At 72.8% G+C, this 24,745-nt stretch carries 22 protein-coding genes; 9 read left to right on the forward strand and 13 right to left on the reverse strand.

Translation table 11 applies throughout. From position 1 onward, the window contains the following. Positions 1 to 9: 9 nt before the first annotated feature. A complete protein-coding gene (locus tag ACIO3P_RS31710; protein WP_329826560.1) occupies positions 10 to 1,416 on the reverse strand; it encodes an NADP-dependent succinic semialdehyde dehydrogenase in 1,407 nt (468 codons plus the stop codon). A 252-nt stretch (positions 1,417 to 1,668) separates the two neighbouring features. Between ACIO3P_RS31710 and ACIO3P_RS31715 the strand changes: the two genes are divergently transcribed. Continuing rightward, positions 1,669 to 2,124, forward strand: coding sequence for a DUF5709 domain-containing protein (locus ACIO3P_RS31715; RefSeq protein ID WP_329826701.1), 456 nt, complete (start codon positions 1,669 to 1,671; stop codon positions 2,122 to 2,124). A gap of 75 nt (positions 2,125 to 2,199) precedes the next feature. Here ACIO3P_RS31715 and ACIO3P_RS31720 read toward each other — a convergent pair whose 3' ends face one another. Continuing rightward, positions 2,200 to 2,586, reverse strand: a complete 387-nt coding sequence (locus tag ACIO3P_RS31720; protein WP_401849982.1) for a hypothetical protein — start codon at positions 2,584 to 2,586, stop codon at positions 2,200 to 2,202. Next, the gene (locus tag ACIO3P_RS31725) at positions 2,583 to 3,638 is read right to left on the reverse strand and encodes an amino acid ABC transporter permease (RefSeq protein WP_401849983.1); all 1,056 of its coding nucleotides are present in this window, start codon (positions 3,636 to 3,638) and stop codon (positions 2,583 to 2,585) included. The genes ACIO3P_RS31720 and ACIO3P_RS31725 overlap by 4 nt, the downstream gene beginning before the upstream one ends. A gap of 623 nt (positions 3,639 to 4,261) precedes the next feature. On the opposite strand from ACIO3P_RS31725, the gene ACIO3P_RS31730 reads away from it, so the two are divergent. The 8 genes from ACIO3P_RS31730 to ACIO3P_RS31765 all read left to right on the forward strand — a co-directional run bounded on the left by ACIO3P_RS31730 (position 4,262) and on the right by ACIO3P_RS31765 (position 14,744). After that, positions 4,262 to 5,398 carry an LLM class flavin-dependent oxidoreductase gene (locus ACIO3P_RS31730; RefSeq protein WP_329826556.1) on the forward strand — a complete coding sequence of 379 codons (1,137 nt, stop codon included), beginning with the start codon at positions 4,262 to 4,264 and terminating at the stop codon, positions 5,396 to 5,398. Then, a complete protein-coding gene (locus tag ACIO3P_RS31735; RefSeq protein WP_329826555.1) occupies positions 5,395 to 5,952 on the forward strand; it encodes a GNAT family N-acetyltransferase in 558 nt (185 codons plus the stop codon). The genes ACIO3P_RS31730 and ACIO3P_RS31735 overlap by 4 nt, the downstream gene beginning before the upstream one ends. Before the next feature lie 4 nt (positions 5,953 to 5,956). Further along, the gene (locus tag ACIO3P_RS31740) at positions 5,957 to 6,913 is read left to right on the forward strand and encodes an ABC transporter substrate-binding protein (protein ID WP_401849985.1); all 957 of its coding nucleotides are present in this window, start codon (positions 5,957 to 5,959) and stop codon (positions 6,911 to 6,913) included. Positions 6,914 to 6,929: 16 nt separating this feature from the next. After that, a complete protein-coding gene (locus tag ACIO3P_RS31745) occupies positions 6,930 to 7,904 on the forward strand; it encodes an amino acid ABC transporter permease (RefSeq protein WP_401849986.1) in 975 nt (324 codons plus the stop codon). Next, positions 7,901 to 8,710 (forward strand): amino acid ABC transporter ATP-binding protein, encoded by an 810-nt coding sequence (locus tag ACIO3P_RS31750; RefSeq protein WP_329826553.1) that lies wholly within the window; start codon positions 7,901 to 7,903, stop codon positions 8,708 to 8,710. Before ACIO3P_RS31745 ends, ACIO3P_RS31750 begins: the two co-directional genes overlap by 4 nt. Positions 8,711 to 8,811: 101 nt before the next feature. Further along, entirely contained in the window at positions 8,812 to 9,816 is a 1,005-nt protein-coding gene (locus ACIO3P_RS31755) for an ABC transporter substrate-binding protein (RefSeq protein ID WP_401849987.1), read from the forward strand. A 190-nt stretch (positions 9,817 to 10,006) separates the two neighbouring features. Next, positions 10,007 to 10,975, forward strand: coding sequence for a right-handed parallel beta-helix repeat-containing protein (locus ACIO3P_RS31760; protein WP_329826550.1), 969 nt, complete (start codon positions 10,007 to 10,009; stop codon positions 10,973 to 10,975). A 151-nt stretch (positions 10,976 to 11,126) separates the two neighbouring features. Further along, a complete protein-coding gene (locus tag ACIO3P_RS31765; RefSeq protein ID WP_401849989.1) occupies positions 11,127 to 14,744 on the forward strand; it encodes a substrate-binding domain-containing protein in 3,618 nt (1,205 codons plus the stop codon). 10 nt (positions 14,745 to 14,754) lie between these two features. On the opposite strand, the gene ACIO3P_RS31770 is transcribed toward ACIO3P_RS31765, so the two are convergent. From ACIO3P_RS31770 to ACIO3P_RS31815, 10 genes are all read right to left on the reverse strand, one after another. Next, on the reverse strand, positions 14,755 to 15,192 hold the full coding sequence (locus ACIO3P_RS31770; protein WP_329826547.1) for a RidA family protein: 438 nt from the start codon (positions 15,190 to 15,192) through the stop codon (positions 14,755 to 14,757). Next, the gene (locus ACIO3P_RS31775) at positions 15,189 to 16,337 is read right to left on the reverse strand and encodes a Xaa-Pro peptidase family protein (protein WP_329826546.1); all 1,149 of its coding nucleotides are present in this window, start codon (positions 16,335 to 16,337) and stop codon (positions 15,189 to 15,191) included. The genes ACIO3P_RS31770 and ACIO3P_RS31775 overlap by 4 nt, the downstream gene beginning before the upstream one ends. Continuing rightward, positions 16,312 to 17,265, reverse strand: coding sequence for a carbon-nitrogen hydrolase family protein (locus ACIO3P_RS31780; RefSeq protein ID WP_329826545.1), 954 nt, complete (start codon positions 17,263 to 17,265; stop codon positions 16,312 to 16,314). The genes ACIO3P_RS31775 and ACIO3P_RS31780 overlap by 26 nt, the downstream gene beginning before the upstream one ends. Continuing rightward, complete coding sequence (locus ACIO3P_RS31785; protein ID WP_401849991.1) at positions 17,256 to 18,527, reverse strand: M20 family metallopeptidase; 1,272 nt, start codon at positions 18,525 to 18,527, stop codon at positions 17,256 to 17,258. The genes ACIO3P_RS31780 and ACIO3P_RS31785 overlap by 10 nt, the downstream gene beginning before the upstream one ends. Then, positions 18,524 to 19,783 carry a mandelate racemase/muconate lactonizing enzyme family protein gene (locus ACIO3P_RS31790; protein ID WP_401849992.1) on the reverse strand — a complete coding sequence of 420 codons (1,260 nt, stop codon included), beginning with the start codon at positions 19,781 to 19,783 and terminating at the stop codon, positions 18,524 to 18,526. The genes ACIO3P_RS31785 and ACIO3P_RS31790 overlap by 4 nt, the downstream gene beginning before the upstream one ends. After that, positions 19,780 to 21,006 carry an aminotransferase class I/II-fold pyridoxal phosphate-dependent enzyme gene (locus ACIO3P_RS31795; protein ID WP_329826541.1) on the reverse strand — a complete coding sequence of 409 codons (1,227 nt, stop codon included), beginning with the start codon at positions 21,004 to 21,006 and terminating at the stop codon, positions 19,780 to 19,782. Before ACIO3P_RS31795 ends, ACIO3P_RS31790 begins: the two co-directional genes overlap by 4 nt. A 108-nt stretch (positions 21,007 to 21,114) precedes the next feature. Beyond that, positions 21,115 to 21,843, reverse strand: a complete 729-nt coding sequence (locus tag ACIO3P_RS31800) for a GntR family transcriptional regulator (protein ID WP_401786788.1) — start codon at positions 21,841 to 21,843, stop codon at positions 21,115 to 21,117. A gap of 4 nt (positions 21,844 to 21,847) precedes the next feature. Next, positions 21,848 to 22,624 carry an amino acid ABC transporter ATP-binding protein gene (locus ACIO3P_RS31805; RefSeq protein WP_329826537.1) on the reverse strand — a complete coding sequence of 259 codons (777 nt, stop codon included), beginning with the start codon at positions 22,622 to 22,624 and terminating at the stop codon, positions 21,848 to 21,850. A 77-nt stretch (positions 22,625 to 22,701) separates the two neighbouring features. Beyond that, positions 22,702 to 23,418 (reverse strand): amino acid ABC transporter permease, encoded by a 717-nt coding sequence (locus tag ACIO3P_RS31810; protein ID WP_401786786.1) that lies wholly within the window; start codon positions 23,416 to 23,418, stop codon positions 22,702 to 22,704. Continuing rightward, entirely contained in the window at positions 23,418 to 24,269 is an 852-nt protein-coding gene (locus ACIO3P_RS31815; protein WP_401849994.1) for an ABC transporter substrate-binding protein, read from the reverse strand. The genes ACIO3P_RS31810 and ACIO3P_RS31815 overlap by 1 nt, the downstream gene beginning before the upstream one ends. Positions 24,270 to 24,745 lie beyond the last annotated feature (476 nt).

The raw sequence follows: 24,745 nt of genomic DNA on the forward strand, positions 1-24,745 counted from the left end.
GAGGTCCTGTCACGGGTCGACGGTGTCCGGGGCGTGCCACACCGTGGTCGTGTTGCAGAACGCGCGGATGCCCTGCCCGGACAGCTCACGCCCGTATCCCGAACGCTTCACGCCGCCGAAGGGGAGGGCGGGGTGCGAGGCCGTCATCCCGTTGAAGAACACACCGCCCGCCTCCAGGTCACGTACGAAACGGTCCGCCTCGGCCTCGTCGCGCGTCCACACGTTGGAGCTCAGGCCGAACGGTGTGTCGTTGGCGAGTGCCACGGCCTCGTCCAGATCCTTGATCCGGTAGAGCGTGGCGACGGGGCCGAAGGTCTCCTCGTGGTGGATGCGCATCGCGTCGGTGATGCCGGCGAGGACGGTCGGCTCGTAGAACCAGCCCTTGCCGTACTCGTGGGGGCGCTGTCCGCCGCACAGCGCGGTCGCTCCCTGCCGTAGCGCGTCCTCGACCAGTTCCTCCAGATCGGCGCGGCCCCGTTCGCTGGCGAGCGGGCCGATGTCCGTGGACTCGTCCAGCGGGTCGCCGACCGTCAGATCGCGCATCCCGGCGGTGAACAGGGCGGCGAAGGTGTCGAACACGTCCTCGTGGACGATGAAGCGCTTGGCGGCGATGCACGACTGGCCGTTGTTCTGCGTCCTGGCGGTCACGGCGGTCCGCGCCGCGCGTTCGATGTCCGCCGAGGGCATCACGACGTACGGATCGCTGCCGCCCAGTTCCAGGACGGTCTTCTTGATCTCGTCGCCCGCGACGGCCGCGACCGCGCGGCCGGCCGGTTCGCTTCCGGTGAGGGTGGCGGCGGCCACGCGGGGGTCGCGCAGGACGGTCTCGACCGCGTCCGACCCCACGAGCAGGGTCTGGAAGCAGCCCTCGGGGAAGCCGGCCCGGCGGAAGAGATCCTCCAGGTAGAGCGCGGTCTGCGGGACGTTGGAGGCGTGTTTGAGCAGGCCCACGTTGCCGGCCATGAGGGCGGGGGCCGCGAACCGTACGACCTGCCAGAGGGGGAAGTTCCACGGCATGACGGCGAGAACCACCCCGAGCGGACGGTGGCGGACGAGGGCCCGGGCGGCGCCGGAGTCCTTCACGTCGGCGTCCGAGGGGTGTTCGTCGGCGAGCAGTTCCGCGGCGCGGTCCGCGTACCAGCGCATCGCCTTCACGCACTTGGCGGCCTCGGCACGGGCGGCGGCGACCGGCTTGCCCATCTCGGTGGTCATGGTGCGGGCGATGTCGGCCTCGTCGTGCTCCAGCAGGTCGGCGGCGCGGTTCAGCAGTCCCGACCGCTCGTCGAAACCGGTCGTACGGTACTGCCGGAACGCGCTGTGGGCCGCCGCCAGGCGGGCCTCGATCTCGTCGGCCCCCAGCGGGTCGAAGGTCAGCAGCGTCTCTCCGCTGGCGGGGTTCACCGTCGCGATGGGCATGGCGATTCCTCCTCGAATTCGGCCGTCGGCCCCGTACTCCCGGCTCTTCAGGACCCTTCCCCGACTCGCCGTGGCGCGCAACAGGGGAGGTACGGCGTACGGGTCCTGGCGGCGCCGTACGGCCGGTCACCGGCCGTTTGACACGGTGGTGAGAGGTGGGAGGGTGGGAGGACGGAGGGACGGGCCAGGCCCGTCCTGGCCACGGGAGCGAGGAGAACGGAGAGCGACGTGAGCGGCGACAGCGGCCCGGCGATGGGGGACGAGGTCTACCAGCCCGACGGCTCCGACATCGTCGAGGACGAGGGCATCCTCGACGCCGAGGACACGCTGCTGGACCGCGGCTCCGACCCCTTCGACGAGGGCTGGTCGCCGCCCGAACGGCCCCTGGGCGTCGAGAGCACGGGGACGACCGCCGCCGAACGCTCCGCCGGGGAGTCGCTCGATCAGCGGCTCGCCGAAGAGGTCCCGGAGCTGAGCCCGCTGGACGGGGACGGCATCGGCGACCTGCCGTACGGCGAGGGCGAGCAGTTGGACGACGAGGTGGGCGACGACCGGTCCGGGCGGCTGGTGGCCCCCGACGAGGGCGCCCACGAGGATGCCGAGAAGGACATGATCGCCAGCGATGTGGGGATCGACGGCGCGGCCGCCTCGGCCGAGGAGGCCGCCGTACATCTGATCGCCGAGGCTCCCGAGGGCGACGGGGAGTGACCTCGCGGCCGCGTCCGTAAGGGTGCGGCCGAACGGGGCGACGCGAACCGGCTCAGCGGTTCTCCAGCCGTACTCTCAGTGGTTCTCCAGCCGTACCTGGATCTCCTCCTCCTGGTCGCCGGATGCCTTGCCCACGACCCGTACGGTGAACGCCGAGGCCAGGGTCTTGCGCACATGTTCCACCGCCGTGTAGCCGCCCTGGAGGGTGGCCTCGACCGGCGCCGTCAGCCGGGTGGTCGCCGGGTCGTGCCGCAGCTCCGTCGAGTCGAAGGTGGCGATCCACACGGTCGAGCGGACGCCGGGCACGTCCTGCGGAAGGTCGTCGGGCGCCCGGTCGCAGGGGTAGGCCGTACGGAGCGCGCCGAACACCGCGTGCGCGTCCTCCTTCGCCCCGCCGGTGAGGGCCACGACGACCTCCGCCCCCGCGTGGTCCGCCGCTCCGGCCTCGTCCGCACTGTTCACGTGGATCGTTCCTCTCCGTCGTCGCCTCGGGGACTCCCCCTTCCAGGCTCTCCCCGGCGGCGCGAGGCCGCGACCCGGACGCGCACCGCGGTGAGCTGTGCGCGCAGCCGGTCCAGTGGGGTGGGCGGCAGTTCGCGGGCCGCGCCGCGTGCGTAGTGGCGCTCGACGAAGAACTGCGCCACCGACAGCACGGTGGTGACGATGACGTACCAGAGGGTCGCGACCATCAGCAGCGGGATGATCTGGTACGTGCGGTTGTAGACGAGCTGTACGGAGAACAGCAGGTCCTGCACGGCGAGCACACTGACGATGCTGGTGCCCTTGAGGGTGCCGATGAGCATGTTGCCCGCCGTGGGGACGATCGAGCGCATCGCCTGCGGCACGATCACCCGGCGCAGCACCCGCCACCGGCTCAGGCCGAGCGAGGCGGCGGCCTCCGACTGGCCGGCGTCCACGGAGAGGATGCCGCCGCGCACCACCTCGGCCGCGTAGGCGGCCTCGTGCAGGGTCAGTCCGATCAGCGCGGTGAGGGCGGGGCCGAAGAGGTTCACGGTCGTGATGGTGAGGAACTCCGGGCCGAAGGGGATGCCGATGCCCAGGGTCGGGTAGAGCGCGCCGATGTTGAACCAGAACAGGAGCTGCACCAGCAGCGGTGTGGCGCGGAAGATCCAGATGTAGCCCCAACTGATCGTGTTCAGCACGGGGTTGGCGGACAGCCGCATGACGGCGAGGGCGGTGCCGAGGAGGAAGCCGAGCACCATGACGGCGGCGGTCAGCCACAGGGTGAGCAGCAGGCCGTCGAGGACGGCGGGGGTGGTGAAGTACCGTCCGACCACGCCCCATTGGAAGCGTTCGTTGCGGATGACGGAGTGGACGGCCATCGCGAGAACCAGCAGGGCGACGGCGGCCGACAGGACGCGTCCGGGGTGGCGGCGGGGGACGATGCGGGTGATCTCGTCGGGTTCCTCCGGGGCCGTGAGCCGCGGGGAGGTTCCGGGCGGGGCGGACGCGCGGGTGGTTCGGGGGCCGTCGAGCGAGGGCGAGAGGGACATGTGAGGGCTCCGGCGGGGAGGCGGCGGGGTGCGGTCGATGGCACGGACCGGGCGGCAGGGGTCGATGGCACGGACCGGGCGGCAGGGGTCGTCACGCGCACCGCGTCCCTCAACGCGGCCGGTGCGTACCGGAGTTCGCACGGAAGCGGCCCAGCGGCCGTCCGTGCCGGCCGGTGCCGCACACCCCTGGATCGTACGGGTGTACGACGGAGCGCTGTCAAGTGCGCCGGACGGGCCGGGCGCACCGGGGCGGTGTCCGGCCGTCGGCCCACGGTGCGAGCACGTGTTGACTTCGTGTGACGTCCCGTGCTCAATTGACACCATGCAGAAGCAGCAGCCGTTGGTCACCCGCGGCCACATCGACTTCGGTCGCGTGTGGTCCGCCTCTTGTTGCGCCTGACCCGGCAGCGGGCCGCCTGACCGGCCCCTCCCTCCCTCGGTGACCCCGTCGCGGGCCGAGCTCCACCCTCTCACCGGGCGCACGCTGCCGCTCTCCCCCGGCTTCACCTGACGCACCTCCGTCGTCACGCACCCCCTCATCTCCCCCTGCCGCGGGGCCCGTTCGGCATGCCTTCCGCTGCCCCGCCGCGCCCCGGCCCCGGCCTCCGTACGAAAGGTCCGTCATGCCTGTGGAGTTCCTCGGTATCGCCGCCACCCACAACGGGTCGGAGACGACATCCCGCTCCGGCGCCTCGTTCGACAAGGAGTACACGCTCAAGCTCGCCCGGGCCCACGAGGACCACGGCTGGGACCGGGTGCTGTTCGCGTACGGGTCGGGCTCGCCCGACCCGGCGCCGGCCGCCGCGTACATCGCCTCCCGTCTGGACCGGCTCCAGATCCTGCTGGCCCACCGGCCGAACGTCTCGTACCCGACGTTCGCCGCGAAGACCTTCGCCACCCTGGACCGGATCAGCGACGGGCGTCTCACCGTCCACTTCATCACCGGTGGCAACGACCACGAGCAGGGCCGGGAGGGCGACACGCTCACCAAGGACGAGCGCTACGCCCGTACCCGGGAGTACATCGGCATCGTCAAGCGGATCTGGACCTCGCACGAGCCCTTCGACCACGAGGGCGAGCACTACCGGTTCCACGACTTCGTCAGCGATGTCTTCCCGGTCCAACAGCCGCGTCCCGACGTCTCGTTCGGTGGTTCCTCGCCGGCGGCGTACGCGGCGGGCGGCGCCGAGGCCGACATCTACGCCCTGTGGGGCGAGCCGCTGGCGAGGACGGCGGAGCAGATCGAGGCGGTGAAGGCCGCAGCGCGGGCCGCCGGACGCACCACGCCGCCGCGCTTCCAGGTGGCCTTCCGGCCGATCATCGCCCCCACGGAGGAGCTGGCCTGGGAGAAGGCACACCGTACGGTCGCGGCGATCAAGGACCACACCGCGCGGGGCGCGGCGACCGTCGTACGGCACCACTCCCGGCTCACCCCGGAGAACACCGGGGCGCAGCGGCTGATCGCGATCGCCGAGTCGGGCGAGCGGTTCGACCGGGCCCTGTGGACGCCGACGGCCGCCGCCACCGGTGGGGCGGGCAACTCCAACGCGCTGGTCGGCACACCGGAGACGGTCGCCCGGGCCCTGCTGGACTACTACGACCTCGGCGTGGACATCATCTCGGCCCGCGGGTACGACCTGCTGGACGACGCCATCGACTTCGGACGACAGGTGATCCCGCTGGTGCGCGCCGAGGTCGCCCGGCGTGAGGCGGCGGGCGCTCCGCGCGGCCCGCAGACCCTGGTCGGGGCGGGCCGATGACCTCCGTCGCCGAACCCCGTGGGCTGACCTGGCGGCGGACCGTGGTCTCGGATCCGCTGGTGCGGCCGATGCTGGAGGAGCTGGGCAACGAGTACTCCGCGCGCTACGGCAAGGACGCGCACGGCGAGCTGGCCCGGTATCCAGCCGAGGAGTTCGCCCCGCCGCACGGCGAGTTGCTGCTGTTGCTGGAGCACGGTGTGCCGGTCGCCGGGGGCGCGTTCCGCCGCTTCGACGAGCACACCGCGGAGCTGAAGCGGATCTGGACGCACTCCGCGCACCGGCGGCGCGGGCTCGCCCGGCAGGTCGTCGCGGAGCTGGAACGCGTCGCGGCCGTACGCGGCTACCGCCGGATCCACCTCACCACCGGGCCGCGCCAGCCGGAGGCGCGGGGGCTCTATCTGGCGGCGGGGTACACACCGCGGTTCGACACCGCGGCCGACCCGGAGACCATCGGCCGACTGCCGTTCGAGAAGCGTCTGGTGGCCCCGGCACCGGGCGCCGCCGCGCGGCCCACCGAAGACTCCGCCGAGAACTCCGTGGAAAGGGAGGGATGACCGCGTGCGCACCCTGATCCCGGGCCGCTCCCGGACCGCGCGCCGCGCCGCGGCGGGCGCACTGACGGCCGCCCTGGTCCTGCCGCTCCTGACGGGCTGCGGCTCGGACGCGGCGACCGGGGAGGAAGCCGGCGCCGCCCCGCCCTCCTCGGACGTCACCGCCGCCCTGAAGAAGGACCCCGCGCTGGCGAAGCTGCTGCCCGAGGAGGTACGGAAGCGGGGGACGCTCACGCTCGGCGCCTCCGTGGGCGCGGCGCCCAGCTCCTACTTCCCCAGCACGTCGAGCAAGGTCCCGGCCGGTCAGGACGTCGACATCGCCGACGCCGTCGGCAAGCTGCTGGGGGTGCGGCTGACGCGGCAGCAGGCGAGCTTCGACGCGATCCTGCCCGCGCTCGGCAGTGGCAAGTACGACGTGGGCACGGGCAACTTCGGGGTCACCGACGAGCGCAGGAGAACGATCGACTTCGTCACGTACATCAACGACGGGCAGGGGTTCGCCGTCCGCGAGGACGACACGAGCCTGGACAGGGTGACCCGGCTCGACCAGCTCTGCGGCAGGTCGATCGGGGTGGGCGCGGGGACCACGTTCGAGGCGACGCTCGAAGCGGAGAAGAAGGTCTGCGCCGCCGCGGGCAGGAAGCCGTACACGGTGCACGTCTACTCGGACAACGGGTCGCTGCTCACCAGCCTCCAGCAGCACCGGGTCGAGGTGGTGATGTCGACGATCAACGGGCTGCGCCACCAGGCGGCCCAACCCGCCGCCGGTACGCGGTTCCTGAACGAGTACCACCGGCTCGACGTGGGGTTCGCGTTCAAGAAGGGATCCCCGTTGCTGAAGGCGTTCCAGGCGGCCGTCAACGAGCTGATCCAGAACGGTACGTACCGGAAGATCCTCGACCGGTGGGGGACACGGGAGTCCGCCATCGAGGAGTCCCGGATCAGTCCCCCCGAGCAGAAGTGACCGGCAGGAGCCTCTGATGAACGTCTCGCCGCCGGCCCCCTCCCCGGTTTCGTACGAGGTCCCGTACGAGGAGGACGGGTCCGCGTCGCTCACGGTCGTTCCGGCGCGCCACTACTGGCGCTGGGCGGCCGGTGTGGCGGCGCTCGTCCTCGTCACCCAGTTCGCGCACGGCCTGGTCACCAACCCGGGCTGGGAGTGGGACACCTTCTTCCTCTACCTGACCGCCGACACGGTCCTCAAGGCCGTCTGGGTCACCCTCCAACTCACCCTCTACGGAACGGCCCTGGGCTTCGCGCTCGGTGTCGTCCTCGCCTTCATGCGGCTGAGCAGGAGCGTGATACTCCAGACCGTCGCATGGACGTACATCTGGGCGTTCCGCTCGATCCCCCTGATCGTCCAGCTCCTGTTCTGGTTCAACCTGGCCTATCTCTACAAGGAGTTGGGGATCGGAATCCCCTTCGGTCCTGTGCTGTGGAGCTTCGACACAATGAACCTGGTCGGCGCGCTCTCCGCCGCCGTCATCGGTCTCGCGCTGCACCAGGCCGCCTACGCCGCGGAGATCGTCCGCGGCGGGATCATCTCCGTCGACGGCGGCCAGTTGGAGGCCGCGGCGGCGCTGGGCATCCCCCGGGTGCGGCAGCTCCGGCGCATCCTGCTGCCGCAGGCGATGCGCGGGATCCTGCCCAACGCGGCGAACGAGGTGATCTCGCTGTTCAAGGGCACCTCGATCGTCTCGGTGATGGCCATCGACGAGCTGTTCTACCAGGTACAGGTGATCTACGGCCGGAACGGGCGGGTCGTCCCGCTGCTGATGGTCGCCACCGTCTGGTACATCCTGCTGACCACGCTGCTCTCCGTCCTCCAGTACTACGTGGAGCGGCACTTCGCGCGCGGCGCCGAGCGCACTCCCCCGCCCACCCCGCTCCAGCGGGCCAGGGCCTTCACCCACAGGATGCGGGCTGCCGCCGCCACCGGAGGTTTCCAGAAATGAGCACGGTCCCCGTCTCCGCCCCGGCGGCCCCGGCTCCGGCCCGCGGCGGTCCGATGGTCGACATACGCGGCGTCCACAAGAGCTTCGGACCCCTCGACGTACTGCGCGGGGTCGATCTTCAGGTACGCGCCGGAGAGGTCGCCGTCGTCCTCGGCCCCTCCGGCTCCGGCAAGTCGACCCTGCTGCGCAGCATCAACCATCTCGAAAAGCTCGACCGTGGCCGCATCTCCATCGACGGCGAGCTGATCGGCTACCGGCGTTCCGGCTCCAGACTGCACGAACTCAAGGAGCGGGAGGTGCTGAAGCAGCGTCTCCACATCGGATTCGTCTTCCAGAACTTCCATCTCTTCCCGCATCTCACGGTGGTCGAGAACATCATCGAGGCGCCCGTCTCGGCGCTGCGCCGGCCCCGCGCGACGGCGCTCGCGCAGGCCGGGGCGCTGCTGGAGCGGGTGGGGCTCAGCGACAAGGCCGACACCTATCCGCGGCAGCTCTCCGGCGGCCAGCAGCAGCGGGTGGCCATCGCCCGCGCCCTCGCGCTGGAGCCCAAGGTGCTGCTCTTCGACGAGCCGACCTCCGCGCTCGACCCGGAGTTGGTGGGCGAGGTGCTCGATGTGATCAAGGACCTGGCCCGCAGCGGCACCACCATGATCGTCGTCACCCATGAGATCGGCTTCGCCCGTGAGGTCGCCGACACCGTCGTCTTCATGGACGACGGTGTGATCGTCGAGCAGGGTCCGCCCGCCGAGGTGCTGGACCGGCCGCGCCACACCCGTACCAAAGCCTTCCTGTCGAAGGTCCTCTGAGGCCCGCCGGCCCCACTCGCTGCCCCCTCCCCTCCGCTTCACTCCCCTCCTCTTCCCTCCCCCTGCTTTCTCTCCGTCCGACCCCGTCAAGGAGCCGTCCCGTGCCGCCCCGACGTACTCTCCGTATCACCGCCGCCCTGCTCGGCCTCGTCTCCGCCCTCTCGCTCACCGCCTGCGGCAACCCGGCCGACGGCACGGGTTCCGGACCGGGCGGGGCCGCGGCCTCGTCCGGTTCCGGCGACGGCAAGGGCCTCCAGATCAATCTGGGCCCCGACCAGAAGCGGGTGTCCACCTCCACGGTGGACTCCATCGCCGCTCTCGTCCCTGCGGAGATCCGCCGCAAGGGCACCCTGGATGTCGTCAACTCGGCCGGTTCCGTGCCCCCGTTGACGTTCTACGCCACCGACGACAGGACCGTGATCGGGGTGGAGCCGGACATCGCCTCGCTCGTCGCGGACGTACTCGGGCTGAAGCTGCGCTACCACCCGGTCGACTGGGCGAACATCTTCGTCGGGCTCGACAGCGGCAAGTACGACCTCGGGCTCAGCAACATCACGGTGACCGAGGAGCGCAAGGAGAAGTACGACTTCGCGACCTACCGGCTGGACAACATCGCGTTCGAGGCGAAGAAGGGCTCCGGCTGGAAGGTGCGGGGGCCGCGCGACGTCGCGGGCCGAACCATCGGTGTGGCCTCCGGCACCAACCAGGAGAAGGTGCTGGTCGACTGGGACGCGTCCAATGGGGAGAAGGGGCTGAAGCCCACCGACATCAAGATCTACCAGAACACCAGCGACTACTACCTGGCGCTCGGTTCCGGCCGGCTCGACGCCTACTTCGGGCCCAATCCGGTCGCCGCGTACCACGCGGCCTCCACCGGACAGACCGAGATCGTCGGTACGTTCTCGGGGGCCGGGGACGCGATCCAGGGCAAGATCGCGGCCACCACGAAGAAGGACAACGGCCTGATCAAGCCCGTCCACGAGGCGCTGAACACCGTGATCAGGAACGGGACGTACGGAAAGGTCCTGAAGCGGTGGGGGCTGGCGAACGAGGCGGTTCCGTCCTCGGAGCTGAACCCCGAGGGGCTGCCGAAGACCGCCTCCTAGGGTTTCCGGCAGGGCTGCCGGGCAGCGTCCCGCGATGTCCTCCGGCTCCCGTCCCGCGGGCACCGCGCGGAATAGTCCACACAGGTCGCGTCATCGTCCACAGGATTCGTCCTAGCCTCGAAGCGTGCCAGCCGCGCGGCACCGGCGCACCCGTACACGCTCTCCAGAAACCCCACGGACGGAGAACCCCATGCGCAGGACGAGCGCACGGCACACCCTCGCCATCGCCGCCGCGACGACCGCTGTCGCGCTGGCACTCACCGGAGCGACCGCCGCCAACGGCGCTCCGGCCCCGCAGGACGACGCACCGACCGCCGCCGCGGCCCCGCGCGGATTCGGCGCCGCCACCACCGGCGGCGCCGGAGGCAGCACCGTCACGGTGACGAACGCGAGCCAGTTCACCGAGGCGGTCCAGCGCAGTGGTGCCCTCATCGTCAGGGTGAACGGCACCATCGCGCTGAGCAGTATGACCAAGGTGACGGCGAACAAGACCGTCGTCGGTGTGGGCACGGCCGGCCGGATCACGGGCAGCGGACTCAATGTCAGCAAGGTCAACAACGTGATCCTGCAGAATCTCACCTTCACCGGCTCCAACGACGACGCGATCAACGTCGAGTACTCCACCAATGTCTGGATCGACCACAACGACATCTCCAACGCCTCCGACGGCGGTGTGGACATCAAGCGGGCGTCCACGAACGTGACCGTGTCGTGGAACCGGGCCCACAACCAGGACAAGAACATGCTCCTCGGACACTCCGACAGCAACTCCTCCGAGGACACCGGCAAGTTGAAGGTCACCTACGACCACAACTGGTTCGACGGGACGACGCAGCGCAACCCGCGGGTGCGCTTCGGCAACCCGGTCCACGTGCTGAACAACTACTTCAGCAACATCGGTTCGTACGGTGTGGCCTCCACCGAGAGCGCGGGCGTCCTGGTCGAGGGCAACTACTTCGAGAACGTCAAGGACACGTACCACCTCGGTGAGGCGGCGTCCGACCCCGGCTCCCTGGCCGCGAGGAACAACACCTTCGTGAACTCCACGGCCGGCCAGACCGGCGGCAGTGTGGCGGCCATCCCGTACAGCTACTCCGCCGAGAGCGCCTCGTCCGTCAAGGCGTCGGTGACCGCGGGCGCGGGCGTCGGCAAGATCTGACCGTACGGCCCATGACGGGCCGGGGCAGGACCCGCGGGCACCGACTCCGCCCGCCGGTCTTGCCCCGGCCCGTCCCCTCGTCTACGTTTCCCGGGGCCCGTGGACGCGCGGCCCGCGGCGGACGGCACCTGCCGGTGAGCGAGGCACCTCCATGGCGGACGACCCACCCGGCCCAGGGGCGCGGCGGACGACGATCGGGCTCGTCACGGCCAACATCCATCTCGGCGTCGGCGCCACCCTCTGGTCGGGCGCGCTCGCCGCCGCGGAACGGGACGACGTCAACCTGATCTGTTTCCCCGGCGGGCCCCTGCGCCACGGCGACGTACCGCGCAGCGCCCTGTACGAACTGGTGGGCCCCGCACGGCTGGACGGGGTCGTGTGCTGGAGCTCCACCCTCGGGCTGCCGGCGTCGGGCGAGCGGGCCGAGCGGCTGATGCGGCAGTTGGCCCATCTGCCCGTGGTGAGCCTCAACCAGCCGCTCAGCGGGCAGGAGGACACCCTCACCGTGGACTCGTACGCGGGGATGCGCGAGGCGGTCGGGCATCTCGTCGTCCACCACGGGCGGCGCCGACTGGCCTGTATCCGGGGGCCGTTGGCCAACCCGGTCTCCCAGGAGCGCTATCGCGCCTACGCCGCGGCGCTGGGGCGCCACCAGGTACCGCACGAACGCGCCCTGTCCTGCGCCGCGGTGGACTTCGGAGCGGGCGCGGGAGCGTCGGCGATGCGGGTGCTGATCGAGGCGCGGGGCATGGCCCCCGGCACCGACTTCGACGCGGTGGTCGCGTGCAGCGACGTACTGGCGGCGGACGCGCTGCGGTTCCTCCGGGCGCGCGGGGTCCGGGTGCCCGAGGACGTCGCGGTCGTCGGGTTCAACGACTCCCCCGAGGCGCGGCTGTCCGACCCTCCGCTGACCTCCGTCGCCCTGCCCTTCGCGGAGTTGGGCGCGCTCGCGGTGGACACGCTCGTGGCCCGCCTGCGGGGTACACGTCCGCCCGCCCGTACCGCCGTGCCCGGGACCCTGGTCGTACGCCGGTCCTGCGGTTGTCACTCGCCGCTGGTCTCTCCGGGACGCGGGGACGGGACAGCGGCGAGCGGTACGACGGCGCACGGTACCGCGCACGCCGCCCCCGTTCCGGTACGGCGGCCCACGGAGGCGGAGTTGTTCGCGCCGCTGCCGAGGGCCGCCCAGGGGCTCGCCGCGGCCTTCCACGCGGACACACTGCGGGCAAGCACCCGGAGGGCGGGCGTCCCGCGGGCGGGCGCCGTCCCGCAGCGGCGCGAGGGCGACCCCGTCGGGGTGTTCCTGCCGCTGCTGGAACGGCTGGTGGGCGCTCATGTCCGTACGGCCGAGGACGTGGCGGCGTGGGACGGGGCGCTGGCGCGGATCCGCGGCCCCGTCATCGCCACGCTGCCCGCCCCGCGCCGCGCCCGCGGTGAACTGCTGCTGGGCCGGGCGCGGTTGATGGTGGCGGAGCAGGCGCACCGGCTGCTGGAGTACGAGCGGTGGGCACAGGGCCAGCAGTCGCAGCGGCTGCGGGAGCTGGGGACGGATCTGACGACCGTGGTGGATGTGGAGGCGCTCACCGATGTGCTGGAGCGCCATACGGCCGCGGCCGGCATGCCCCGCTGCCGGCTGGTCCTCCACGACGAGACCTGGCGGCGCGCGGAGCGTCCGGTGCGCGGGCTGGCCCGGGTGCTGCTCACCCGGGGTCAACGGCCCACGCGGGGCGAGCCGTTCGTACGCGGCCGGGGCGCGCCGCCCGCCGACGCGGCGTTCCCGGCCTCGCTGCTGCTGCCGGACCAACTCCTGCCGGGCGCGGGGCGCTTCACGCTCGTACTCGAACCGCTCCACATCGGCGACGACCATCTCGGCTTCGCGGTCTTCGACGCCGGGACCGCCCGGGAGGCCGGGCGCGCCGGGTCCCTCTACCGCGCGCTCGGGGACCAGATCAGCGCGGCGCTGAAGGGGATACGCCTCTTCGACGAGGTGCGCAGGGCGCGGGACGCGGCGGAGCAGGCCAGCCGCTTCAAGACCCGGCTGCTGGACCAGGTCACCGACGAGCTGCGCACCCCGGTGGAGACGATGCTGCGGCACACAGGGGCGGACCCGCGGGCCGCGCTCGATCTGGTGCGCGGGGACGCCGTACATCTGCTGCGGCTGATCGACAACCTGCTCGACCTGTCCCGCTCCGAGGCGGACGACCTGCATCTGACCCGCCGTCTGCGGGACCCGGCGCCGCTGCTGGTCCGGGCGTTCGGGGCGTTCCTGGCGCTCCGTTCCCCGGACGGGGGTGGTGCGGCGTCCGGCGCCGGACGCGGCGCGCCGGGCGACGCGGGGCGGTGGACGGTCGCGGTGCCGGGGCGGCTGCCCGCGATCCCGGTCGACGGCGACCGGCTCGGGCAGATCGTCACCCATCTGCTGTCGGCCGCGCACTCCCATGCCGGGGAGAGCGGGCGGGTGGCGCTGGCGGCGCGGCCGGGGCCCGCCGCGGTCCGTATCACGGTCACCGTCACCTGGACGGACCGGAAGGCCACCGAAGGCGCCGACTCCCGTTCTGGGGAGGCCCGTTCACCCGCCGGGCTGCGGGCGGCCGAGATCGGGCTCGCCACGGCCGGCCGGCTGGCGATGCTGCACGGCGGCTCGCTGGTCACCGAACACACCGGCCACCGGCTGCGGCTCGCCCTGGAGCTGCCGCTGCCCACCCCCGCCGGCCGGCCGCCGCCCGCCACCGCCGAGCCGGGCGGCACCCTGCTGGTCGTCGCCCCACGGGCCCCGGGCGCGGAGCTGCTGGGCCTCGCGGGACGCCACGGGCTGCGGCTGCGCCCGCTGACGGCGGACGACGACATCGACGCCCTGGTGGAGGCGGTGGCCCCGGTCGCCGTCGCCTGGGACACGGCGGCGGCCGGGCCCGGCGCCTGGCCGAGCGCGCAGCATCTGCACGACCATCCCCGGCTGCGGCACACCCCGTTCCTGCTGCTCGGCGCCGAGGGCCAGGACCTCTCCCGTACGCTCAGGGCGCTGCGCCCCGCCGGGCTGCGTCAGCCGGTGATCGCCGTCGCCGCGTCGGAGCGCTCCCGCAAGGAGTGCGGCCGGCTGGTGGCGGCGGCGCTGCCCGACCATCCGCTGCGGATCGCGCCGGACGGTACGACGGCGCTGGGCCTGGTCGCCGAGGAGCCGCCCGCGCTCCTCCTCCTGGAGCGGACGCTCCCTGACATGCACGCGCTCGACGTGGTCGACCACCTGCACCACGGCGGCGAGGGCGCGCCCTGCCCCGTCGTCGTCCTCAGCGACCAGGGGTTCACCCCGGCCGACGCCCGCCGCGCGGGACCGCACCGCGCGCTGCTCCTGCTGGACCACGCGGTGCTCGGCTTCGACGGGGCGGCGGCCCTGCTCGGCCGTACGGTACGGGAGCATCCGCCCTGCCCGGCCCGCTCCCGTACCCCGGTCGACGCCGCGCTGGTCTTCCTGTACGAGCACTACCGGCACCGGATCTCGCGCTGGCAGATCGCGGAGGCCGCCGGGGTCAGCGCCGACCACCTGGGCCGGCTCTTCCACCAGCAGTACGGGGTGACGGTGTGGGAGTACCTCACGCGGCTGCGGATCCAGCGGGCGGGGATCCGGCTGCGGCACAGCGGTGACTCCATCAACAGCGTCGCCAGGTCGGTGGGGTTCCGCGACCGCGCCTACTTCAGCCGGGTCTTCCGCCGGGTCACCGGTGAGGCGCCGCACGCCTTCCGCAGCCGGGGTCCCGAGGAGCGCGTGGGCTGACGGGGCGGACTTAAAGGGTCTCCGTGGCGAGAACGAGCGTCACCTCCACCGGCGCCCCGGACGGCAGGCTCGCCACGCCGACGGCCGTACGGGCCGGGGGCGGGCCCGCCAGCAGGTGGCGGATGCGGGCGCTGGCGCCGTCCGCGACCCTGCTGTGCGCGGTGAAGGCGGGCGTCGCGGCGAGATGGACGGTCATGGAGACCGCGGGGCCGAGCCGCAGCCCCGCCCCGGCCGCCGCGATCCGGCCCGCCTCGACGGCGCGCTCCGCCGCGAGCGCGGCCAGCGGGACGGCGTCCTCGACGGAGAGGTCAGCGCCGAGCGTCCCCGCGGTGAGGACGGCGCCACCGGCGCGCGGGGTCATCCCGGCGGTGAAGACCAGCCCGCCCGCGACGCGCGCGGCGGCGTAGTCGCCCGCGGGGACGGGCGCGTCCGGGACCGTACGGGTCACCGGCCCGGCTCCGTGTCGCAGGCGGTGAGGACCTCGTGTCCGGTCTCGGTGATCAGGACGGTCGCGGAGAAGCCGATTCCCGCGGTGTCCCGCAGCCGCAGCGTGGGGACGACGTGGACCACCATGCCGGGGGCGAAGCGGCGCTGTTCGTTCTCGCCGAGTGAGAGCAGGTGGCCCTCGCCCCAGTCCGGCGCGAAGGCGATGCCGACCGAGTAACCGCTGCGCTTGCGGTACGTGTGGGCGAGGCCCGCGTCCGCGATGGCCGCCTTGCACGCCGCGTGCGCCGCGGCCGGGGAGCCGCCGGGCACGACCTCGGCCAGGGCCGCGTCCCTGGCCGCCGCGCAGGCCGGGGCCATGGCCGCAGCCTCACCGGTCAGCGCGCCGGTCCATACGGTGTGCATGAGGGGCGCGTTGTAGCGTCCCGTGGTGGCCGACATCTCCAGCAGGACGGCCTCGTTCGCGCCGATGACCCGGTCGGTCCAGCTCGCGTGGATGGTGCCGGCGCGCGGCCCCGAGGCGACGAACGGCTCCATGCCGAAGTACTCGGAGCCGGACGAGATGAGCCCGCCGAACGCGGCGGCGGCCACGTCGCGCTCGGACGCGCCGGGGACCGCGGCGGCGGCAGCGGCGGCCATGCCCGCGTTGGTGCTCCGCGCGGCGGCCCTGATCTGTTCGATCTCCAGCGGTGACTTGACGAGCCGGGCCGCGGCCAGCGCGTCGTCGATGTGGGTGACCCGGGCGCCCGCGGCGTCCAGCAGCGCGCCGAGCCGCAGGAAGGGCTCGGGCGGCAGGAACCAGGAGCGTGCCTCGACCCCGACCGCCCGTGCGCCGGGGGCGAGTTCGGCGAGGAGGGCGGTGGTGGCCAGAACGGGGTCGGAGCTGTCCGGGTAGCCGGTGATCCGCTCGAAGTAGGTGGTCCCGGCCGCGTTGACGGTCTCGGTCTCCCGCATGAGCAGGGCCGCTTCGCCGTCGGCGGTGACGATCAGACACTGGTACGTGTAGTAGCCGGGCGTGGCGTGGCCGGAGAGGTAGCAGACGTTCTCCGGGGTGTGCACGACGACGGCGTCCAGCTCCTTCTCCTTGAGCGTGGCGCGCAGCGCGGTGAGCCGCCGGTCGTACTCAGTCGCGGGAAAGACGGGAGACATGGAGGGCTCCTGGGGTGGTGTGGTGGTCGGGGTGCGGGACAGCGGGGGCGGGTGCGGCCGTTACGGAGCCGGCCGGTATGGGGATGCGGGTGAGCGGGGGCGTCGGCGGCTCGCCCAGCAGGTCGGTGCGCAGATCGCCGAGGTACGGGAGCTCGCGCCGTACGGCGGCCGTCTCCGGGGCCGAGACGGTCACGACGCGCAGTTCGCTCACGTCGTCGGCGCACCGGGCCAGCGGCCTGCCGTCGGGACCCCAGGCCCCGCTGCGGCCGAAGTAGTGCTCCCCCGCGAGGTCGCCGACCGCGTTGACGACGAGCACGCAGACGGTGTTCTCGACCGCCCGCGCCGGGTGGTAGACCCCGTAGCGGTACTCGGTCGGTCCGGTGGCGAACGCCGAGCCGAACAGGACGGCGTGGGCCCCGGCCCGGGCGTAGGCGCGGGTCAGTTCGGGGAAGCCGGCGTCGTAACAGATGCCGAGCCCGACGGAGACTCCGCCGTCCTCGATCAGGACGAGTCCGGTGCCGGGGTCGAAGGCGTCGCTTTCGCCCTGCCACAGGTGGGACTTGCCGTAGTGGCCGCGCACGGTGCCGGTCGGGTCGATGACGAGCAGGGCGTTGTGCGGCCGTCCCGCCGTGGCGACGGCGGCGCCGAGGAGGACCCAGACCCCGGCCGTGGCCGCCGCCTCCGCGAGGGGCGCGAGCGGCGAGCCCGGGGCGGGCGCCGTACCGTCGGGCGGCGGTGTCAGGGACCACCCGTGCGGGTCGGCGGCGATCGACTCCGGGTCGTATCCGCAGGCGAACAGCTCGGGCAGGGCCAGGACACGGGCTCCGCGCCGGCCCGCCCCGGCCGTCAGCCTGGCTGCCAGGGCGAGGTTGGCGGGGAGGTCTCCGGGGGTGCTCGGCGCCTGGCCGAGGGCGATCCTCAGCTCCATACCGGTCCCTCCCCGGTCTCCGCCCCGGTCCCGTCCGCCGTGCCGAGCGCTTCGGTGAGGACGGCCCGGTAGAGGCCGACGGCGTCGACCAGTTCGTCGACGACGATGTGCTCGTCCACCGCGTGCATCACTTCGAGCCGGCCGGGTCCGCAGACCAGGGCCGGTACACCCGCCGCCCTGAAGTGCGTCATGTCGCAGTTGACGGTGAGTCCGCCCAGGCTGTCGTCGGCCCCCGCCGCCGCCAGCGCCCGGCGGCACAGCGCCACGAAGGGGTGGTCGTCGGGTGTCTCGGAGGGGCCGCCGGTGCTGGGGGCGCAGGCGACGACGGAGGCGCTCGCGCCGTGCCCGCCGTCCGCCGCGCCCGCGTTGAACTCCGCGAGGACCGCGCCGACCTCGGCGAGCACGGACTCCTGGGTCTCGCCGGGCAGCAGTCGCCGGTCCAGGGTGATCCGGCAGCGTTCGGGGACGGCGTTGGGTGCCTCGCCGCCCTCGATCAGTACGGGGGTGCAGGTGGGCGCGCCGAGCAGCGGGTGGCCGTGGGCGGCGAGGGAGTCGGCGTACCGCTCCAGCAGGGCGATCACGGTGGCGGCCGCGGTCACGGCGTTGACGCCCTGCGCCGGGGTGGCGGCGTGCGCGGCCCGGCCGACGACCTCGACGATCGGGCGGACCGAGCCCTTGTGCGCGGTCAGCAGCCGCATCCCGGTGGGCTCCCCGACGATGACGGCGTCGGGCAGCCGGCCCTCACCCGCCAGCAGGGGTACGAGATGGCGGGCGCCCAGGGAGTCGCCCTCCTCCTGCGACACGGCGGAGAAGACGATCTCCCCGCGTACGGGGCCCGTGCCGGCGTCGGCCGCCCGCGCCACCTCGATCGCGGCGCAGGCCATGGCGGCCAGGGGCCCCTTGGCGTCCGCGGTGCCCCGGCCGTACAGCCTGCCGTCGCGCAGGGTGGGGACGAACGGCGGGCTGGTCCAGCCGCCGCCCGCGGGGACGACGTCCAGATGCGAGTTGAGCATGAGGACGGGCCCGCCCGCGCCGAACCGGCGGCGCGCGGTGAGGTTGACGCGTCCCGGGGCCAACTGCTCGGTCTCCACGGCGAATCCGGCGGCGGAGAGCACGTCGGCGAGGAGCGCGGCGGTGGACTCCTCCTCGCCGGTCGGGGTGGTGGAGTCGCAGGCGACCATGGCGGTGAGGAGGGCGGTCACGTCGACCGTGGCGGTCCCGCGGCTGCTGACAGTGGTGCTGGTGGTGCTGGTGGTGCTCATGGCGAGTATGTCCTTGCTCGGTCCGGAGGGCTCGGAAGAGGGGCGCGGGCCGTGCCCACAGGGGTCAGTGCCGCCGGGTCCACACCGACGCGTACGCCGAGACCCGCGCCGTCCGGCAGCCGGACGGCGCCCCGGTGCAGGGTGAGGCCGTCGGTGACGTCGTGCGCGAGATGGGCGCAGCCCCAGAGTTCGGCGACCTCGATACGGAGGCCGGCGGCGAGGTGGGCGGTGGTCGCGCAGCCCAGGCGTCCGCAGTCCATCTGGCCGAGGCCGACGGCGAGTCCGCGGGAGCGGGCCGCGCCGAAGGCCGCCGCCAGCGCTTCGACGGTGCCCGCCTTCTCCAGTTTGAGATGGACGCCGTCGGCGGCGCCCGCGTCGGCGACGGCGTGCACCGAGGCCGCGTCGCGCACCGACTCGTCGGCCCAGACGGGCACGGGCGAGGCGACGCGTACGGCGGCCATCGCGGCCAGGTCGCCGGGCGGGGTGGGCTGTTCCAGCCAGGCGACGCCGTGGTCCGCGAGCCAGCGTGTGGCGGCGCGGGCGGTGTCCACGTCCCAGCCGCCGTTGGCGTCGGCGGCGAGAACGACCGCACCGGCGCCCGCGACCCGGTCGACGGCGCCGCGTACGGCGCTCACCCTGGCCCGGTCGCGGTCCTGGTCGCCGCCGACGCGGATCTTCACCCGGCCGAAGCCGGCCTCAGCGGCGGCGACCGCCAGCGCGGCGGCCTCCTCCGGTGTGCCGAACCCGATCGGGGCGTGGGTCGGCAGCGGCGGATGCGCGACGCGTACGGGAACGGACGCGGGGGCCGGTTCCATACGGACGGCTCCTGTCCCCGGGCCGCCCCGGTCGTCCCGCTCGTCCGGCGCCCTCAGCGTCGCCCAGAGCGGCAGGCCCCGGGAGCGGGCCGCCGCGTCGCGCCAGGCGATGTCCAGCAGTGCGGCGGCCGGTGGGCAGTGGGCGGCCAGGCCCGTGGCGAGCGTGGCGGGGTCGGCCCAGGCCGGGTCGCCGACCGGGGGCAGCCCGGCCAGCGCGGCGCTGATGGAGTCGGCCGTGTGGTGGGTGGCGTACGCGCCGTTTCCCCGGGTCTCGGCCCAGCCGGTCGACCCGTCCGCGAGCCGCACGCGGAGGAAGACCTCCGTCAACTCCGCCGTGTCCACGGAGTGGTGACGGAGCTTCAGCCGCAGCGGAAGCCCGACGACGCCGTACTCCGCCCCGGTCACCGCCGGTGGTGCGGTGGGCCGGCCGCCGGGCGTCATGCGGGGTCCAACGAGCCCACGACCTCGATGATGCGGTCGAGCGCCGCGTCCCACACGGTCTCCTCCTGGGCGAAGCAGAGCCGCATACGGCCGGTGCCCGCGAGGCCGAACTGGTAGCCGGGGTTGACGACGACTCCCGCGTGCTCCTTCAGCGCGAGCGCCACGGCCTGGTCGCTCGCTCCGGTCAGCACCTCGGGGAAGAGGTACGCCGTGCCGTAACTCGCGTTGACCCGCAGGACGGAGGAGGCGTTGATCTTCTTGACGGTGGTGTCGCGCAGCGCCTGGTACTCCACGAGCCGCCGGTCGAGGAAGTCGCCGTCCTCCGCGATCCAGCGGGCCAGCAGGTGCTGCGCGTAGGCGGGGGCGCGCAGCGCGGTGCAGGACTGCACGTCCTCCATCGCGTCGACCAGCGCGGTGGGCGCGACGGCGACGCCGAGCCGGTACCCCGACAGGGATTCGGTCTTGGAGGGGCCGAGGAGGGTGACCGTACGTTCGGCCATCCCGTCGAAGGCGGCGAGGTGGTGGAAGCGCTCGCCCTCGTACACCAGCCGGCAGTACAGCTCGTCGGCGATGACGGTGAAGTCGTGGCGCCGGGCGGCGTCCGCGATGGCCTCGATCGTCTCCTCGCCGTAGATGGCGCCCGTCGGGTTGTTGGGGTGGGAGAAGACCATCAGGCGCGGCCCCTCGGCGGCGGCGTCCTCCAGCGCCTGGAGGTCCAGGGTCGGGCGGGTCCTGGCGCCGCCGGTGGACTCGTCCGGCCAGATCATCGGGATGCGGCGGACGCGGGCGCCGAAGTAGCGCAGCATCCGTTCGGTGGAGAGGTAGTCGGGGTCGGGGAGCAGGACCAGGTCGCCGGGCGAGAGGATCGCGGCGAGCGCGGTGAACAGGGCTCCCTGGGTGCCGGGGGTGAGGATGACGTCGGCGGGCCCGGCGGCGGGGATGCCGAGTCCGGTGGAGACGTTGTGGGCGACGGCCTCGCGTACGGCGCGGTCGCCGCGGTAGGGGGTGTACGTCATGCCGTCGCCACCCGCTGCGGCGGTGAAGGTGGGCAGCGCCCACTCGGGTGCCGGGAAGCGGTGGGTGTCGGCGTAGGTGGCGTCGAGGAGGACGTCCGGCCCCGGGCCGTTCTCCAACTGGCGTTCGGCGTCGCGTACGGACATCCCGAGCCGTTCGGTGTGTTCGGGCAGGGAGAGTCGCGCGATGGCCTCGGGCTGGTTGATCACGATCTGGTTCCTCACTGTTGTGCGTGCGTCGGGGGCGGTGGGGGACGCGGGTCGGGGTTGACGCGGTCGGGGGACGCGGGTCAGGTGACGCGGGTCGGGGTGACGCGGTCAGCCCCGGTCCGAGAGGGTGGCGGGCTGGCGGTCGATGGATCCGGTCAGTACGCCGAGGCCGCCCAGCACATGGGCGCGGGTGAGCGCGGCGGACTGTTCGGCGTCGCCGCCGAGGAAGGCGTCGAGGATGGCGGTGTGTTCGTCCACGGAGTTCTGCGCGCGGTGGGCGTCCGCGAGGTAGAGCGCCACGTAGCGGTCGCTCTTCGCGCGGAGCTGGTCGAGCGCGGCCAGCGTGGCGGGCATGGCGGCCAGGGCGTAGAGGGCGTCGTGGAACTGCCGGTCGAGCAGCCGTACCTGTGCGGTGTCGCCGAGGGAGACGGCGATGCGCTGACGTTCCAGCAGCAGGCCGAAGTCGGCGGCCAGGGAGCCGCGTTCACCGAACGCGGCCTGGGCGGCCGCCGCCGCGAGGACGCTCTCCAGGGCGGCGCGCCCGTTGTAGATGTCCCTGGCGTCCGCGACGGAGACCTCAGCGACGATGGACTTCTGGTGCGGGCGGTCCACGATCAGGTGCTCGGCGGCCAGCCGGGACAGGGCGTCGCGCAAGGGGCCGCGGCTGATGCCGAGTTCACCGGCGAGGGCTTCCTGGCTGAGCTGTTCGCCGGGCGCGAGAGCACCGGTGAGGATGCGCTCGCGCAGTTGCTGGTAGGCCCAGTCCTGCTTGCGCAGGCTCCAGGGGGCGTTGGGGCGGGTGGTGTTGAGGCGTCCCGGAGGAGGTGGGGTGGTCATGGTCCTACTCTCCGAGGATCTGCTCGAAAAAGACGCGTGTTCGCTCCTGCCGGGGCGTGTTGAAGATCGTCTCGGCGGGTCCGTCCTCGACGATCCGGCCGTCGGCCATGAACACGACGCGGTCGGCGCTCTGCCGGGCGAAGCCCATCTCGTGGGTGACGACGACGATGGTCATGCCGCTGTCGGCCAGATCCCGCATGACGGCGAGCACTTCACGGGTGAACTCGGGGTCGAGGGCCGAGGTGGGCTCGTCGAAGAGCATCAGCTCCGGGCTCATCGCGAGGGCGCGGGCGATGGCGACGCGCTGCTGCTGGCCGCCGGAGAGTTCGTACGGATAGTGGTCGCGGCGCTCGGCGAGCCCCACCCGCTCCAGCAGGGTGTGCGCCTCCTCCCTGGCCCGCTGCCGGGGGACGCCCCGCACCCGGACGGGGGCGAGCGCGACGTTCTCGGTGGCGGTGAGATGCGGGAAGAGGTTGAACTGCTGGAAGACCATGCCGATCCGGCCGCCGACCGAGCGCGGCTTCGTACCGGCCTTCGACAGCAGTTCGCCCTGGAAGCCCACGCTGCCGGTCTCCAGGGGTTCGAGCCCGGCGAGACAGCGCAGCATGGTGGACTTGCCGGCCCCCGAGGGGCCGAGGACGGCGACGGTCTGGCCGGCCGGGATGGTCAGGTCCACCCCGCTGACCACGGCGTTGCCGTGGTAGCTGCGGCCCAGGTTCTCCGCCACGAGGACGGTCCGTCCCTTGGTGGTCACGGCGGCGCCCGGTGCGGTGGTGCTCATGGCGGTGCCCTTTCCGGTTCGGGTCCCGGCTGTGTGGCCGGTGGCGATGGCGGCCCCGGTCGCCGGCCGCGCGGCCCTCATCGGGCCGCCGGGTCGAGGGCCGCCGTGCGGCCGGGGGCGGGGTCCTTGGCGCGGCGGGCCGAGGCGCGCCGGTTGACGTCGAGGCGTCGCTCCACCTGCCGCAGGGCGAGGGTGAACACCGTGGTCAGGACGAGGTAGTGGACGGCGGCGGCGCCGAGGGAGCCGACGTAGTCGAAGTCGGCGGCGGCCTGTCGCTGGGCGGTGAGCATCAGGTCCTGGACGCTGACGACGGAGGCCAGCGCCGAGGTCTTCAGCATCCCGATGAACTGGTTGCCGGTGGGCGGCAGGATCAGCCGGGTCGCCTGCGGGAGGACCACCCAGCGCAGGATGCCCGTCTCGGAGAGTCCGAGCATGTGGGCGGCGGTGCGCTGGCCCTTGTCCACGCCGAGCAGTCCGCCTCGTACGATCTCCGCCATGTAGGCGACCTCGTTGAGGCTGAGCGCGATCACGGCGCAGGTGAACGGGGACAGGCTCAGCCCCCACAGCGGGAGCACGTTGAAGACGAAGATGAGCTGGAGCAGGACGGGTGTGCCGCGGAAGAACCAGATGTAGGCGTCCGCGAGCCACCGCAGCGGGGCGAACGGGGCCCCCTTGACCAGGGCGAGCAGCATTCCGCCCGCGATGCCGAGGGCCATCGACAGGACCGTCAGGGCGAAGGTCAGCAGGGAGGCCGTGAGGAAGTCGGCGGAGAGCGCCTTGTCGAGGAATCCCATCAGGACCCACCGGCCGGGGCGGTGGTGGCGGGGGACGACGGGGCGGAGGCGGTGAAGTAGTCGGAGGACTTGGGCAGTTCGTACTCGGCCATCAGCTCGGCGTAGCCGCCGCTGCGGACGAACCGGTCCAGCGCCTTCCTGACGGCGGTGGCGGTCGCGGTGTCCCCCTTGCGGACGGCTATGCCGATCTTCGTCTCGTTCTTGAAGGTCGCGGCGAGGGTGAACCTGCCCTTCGTCCCGGCGAGGGTGGCCGCCGCGCCCGGGGTGGAGGTGTCGAAGGCGTCGGCCCGGCCGCTCTGGACGGCGAGCATCGCGTCCTGGTTGTTGGGCAGAGACATGATCTTCATCTCCGGGCGGCCCTGTTTCTTCAGGTCCTTGTTGAACTCGTTCATGTACGTCTCGCCGATCGCGCCCCGGGTGACGGCGACGGTCCTGCCGGAGAGGTCCTCGGGCACCCGGGAGATCTTCTTCGGGTTCCCCGACGGGGTGAGCAGGGTCTCCCCGATGATCATGTACGGGACGAAGTCGACCTGCTTCTCCCGCTCGGGCGTGATGTACATGGCCGAGTTGATGACGTCGGTCCGCTTCCCGGCCAGCGCCGGGATGAGTCCGTCGAAGTCGATGTCCAGGGGCTTGGCCTTCAGCCCCATCGACTTCGACAGGGCGGAGATCATGTCGATGTCGAAGCCCTGCAGATCGCCGTTGGCCGCCTTGGACTCGAAGGGCGGGAAGGTGGCCGCCGTGCCGTAGGTGAGGGTGCCGGACGAGGCGAGGTTCTTCGGGGGTGCGACCTCGGCCGGGGTGGCCGGCGCGGCCGTCCCCGACCCGCCGCAGGCGGACAGGACGGCCATCAGGACAACAGCCGTGCACACCGCGGCTGTTCGCGTGGTTCCAACTCTCACCGGACTGCTCCCTACTGGCGTTCTCCCTGTTCAGGAGGTTCTGTAAACAGTTGCCAGTCACTGTCGCGGCGCTCCGGGTCCGGCCGGTTGCGCTCCCGTTAAACCAAGGTTTCCGGTCACCCCGCGTCCATTCACTCACCCAGCGTGACCGGATCCGTTCGGTTCGGCCGTACGGGTTGTCGCCGGGTACGCGCGGGTGTCGCGGGTGTCAGCCGGGGCTGTGGGCGCGGTCCTGCGCGGAGACTCGTCGGCGTGACGGATCCTCAAGCGTCCCGGGCATCCGGGAGAGACGACGAGACGCTGCGCCTGATCGGGCAGGAGTGGGGGCGGGCGTCCGCCGCCCCCGCCGCGTGGCGTGGCGCGCTGCCCGTCGACCCGGACCTGGGCAGCTACCCCGAGCCGGAGCAGATCGTGCCGCCGCGCTT

It is taken from the genome of Streptomyces sp. NPDC087310, from assembly GCF_044744405.1.
Taxonomy (GTDB): domain Bacteria; phylum Actinomycetota; class Actinomycetes; order Streptomycetales; family Streptomycetaceae; genus Streptomyces.

Bases quoted from the DNA above. Each gene is read 5' to 3' on its own strand.
- ACIO3P_RS31710 (WP_329826560.1), bottom strand. From the start codon at position 1,416: ATGCCCATCGCGACGGTGAACCCCGCCAGCGGAGAGACGCTGCTGACC.
- ACIO3P_RS31715 (WP_329826701.1), top strand. From the start codon at position 1,669: ATGGGGGACGAGGTCTACCAGCCCGACGGCTCCGACATCGTCGAGGAC.
- ACIO3P_RS31725 (WP_401849983.1), bottom strand. From the start codon at position 3,638: ATGTCCCTCTCGCCCTCGCTCGACGGCCCCCGAACCACCCGCGCGTCC.
- ACIO3P_RS31730 (WP_329826556.1), top strand. From the start codon at position 4,262: ATGCCTGTGGAGTTCCTCGGTATCGCCGCCACCCACAACGGGTCGGAG.
- ACIO3P_RS31735 (WP_329826555.1), top strand. From the start codon at position 5,395: ATGACCTCCGTCGCCGAACCCCGTGGGCTGACCTGGCGGCGGACCGTG.
- ACIO3P_RS31745 (WP_401849986.1), top strand. From the start codon at position 6,930: ATGAACGTCTCGCCGCCGGCCCCCTCCCCGGTTTCGTACGAGGTCCCG.
- ACIO3P_RS31750 (WP_329826553.1), top strand. From the start codon at position 7,901: ATGAGCACGGTCCCCGTCTCCGCCCCGGCGGCCCCGGCTCCGGCCCGC.
- ACIO3P_RS31760 (WP_329826550.1), top strand. From the start codon at position 10,007: ATGCGCAGGACGAGCGCACGGCACACCCTCGCCATCGCCGCCGCGACG.
- ACIO3P_RS31765 (WP_401849989.1), top strand. From the start codon at position 11,127: ATGGCGGACGACCCACCCGGCCCAGGGGCGCGGCGGACGACGATCGGG.
- ACIO3P_RS31775 (WP_329826546.1), bottom strand. From the start codon at position 16,337: ATGTCTCCCGTCTTTCCCGCGACTGAGTACGACCGGCGGCTCACCGCG.
- ACIO3P_RS31780 (WP_329826545.1), bottom strand. From the start codon at position 17,265: ATGGAGCTGAGGATCGCCCTCGGCCAGGCGCCGAGCACCCCCGGAGAC.
- ACIO3P_RS31785 (WP_401849991.1), bottom strand. From the start codon at position 18,527: ATGAGCACCACCAGCACCACCAGCACCACTGTCAGCAGCCGCGGGACC.
- ACIO3P_RS31790 (WP_401849992.1), bottom strand. From the start codon at position 19,783: ATGACGCCCGGCGGCCGGCCCACCGCACCACCGGCGGTGACCGGGGCG.
- ACIO3P_RS31800 (WP_401786788.1), bottom strand. From the start codon at position 21,843: ATGACCACCCCACCTCCTCCGGGACGCCTCAACACCACCCGCCCCAAC.
- ACIO3P_RS31805 (WP_329826537.1), bottom strand. From the start codon at position 22,624: ATGAGCACCACCGCACCGGGCGCCGCCGTGACCACCAAGGGACGGACC.
- ACIO3P_RS31810 (WP_401786786.1), bottom strand. From the start codon at position 23,418: ATGGGATTCCTCGACAAGGCGCTCTCCGCCGACTTCCTCACGGCCTCC.
- ACIO3P_RS31815 (WP_401849994.1), bottom strand. From the start codon at position 24,269: ATGGCCGTCCTGTCCGCCTGCGGCGGGTCGGGGACGGCCGCGCCGGCC.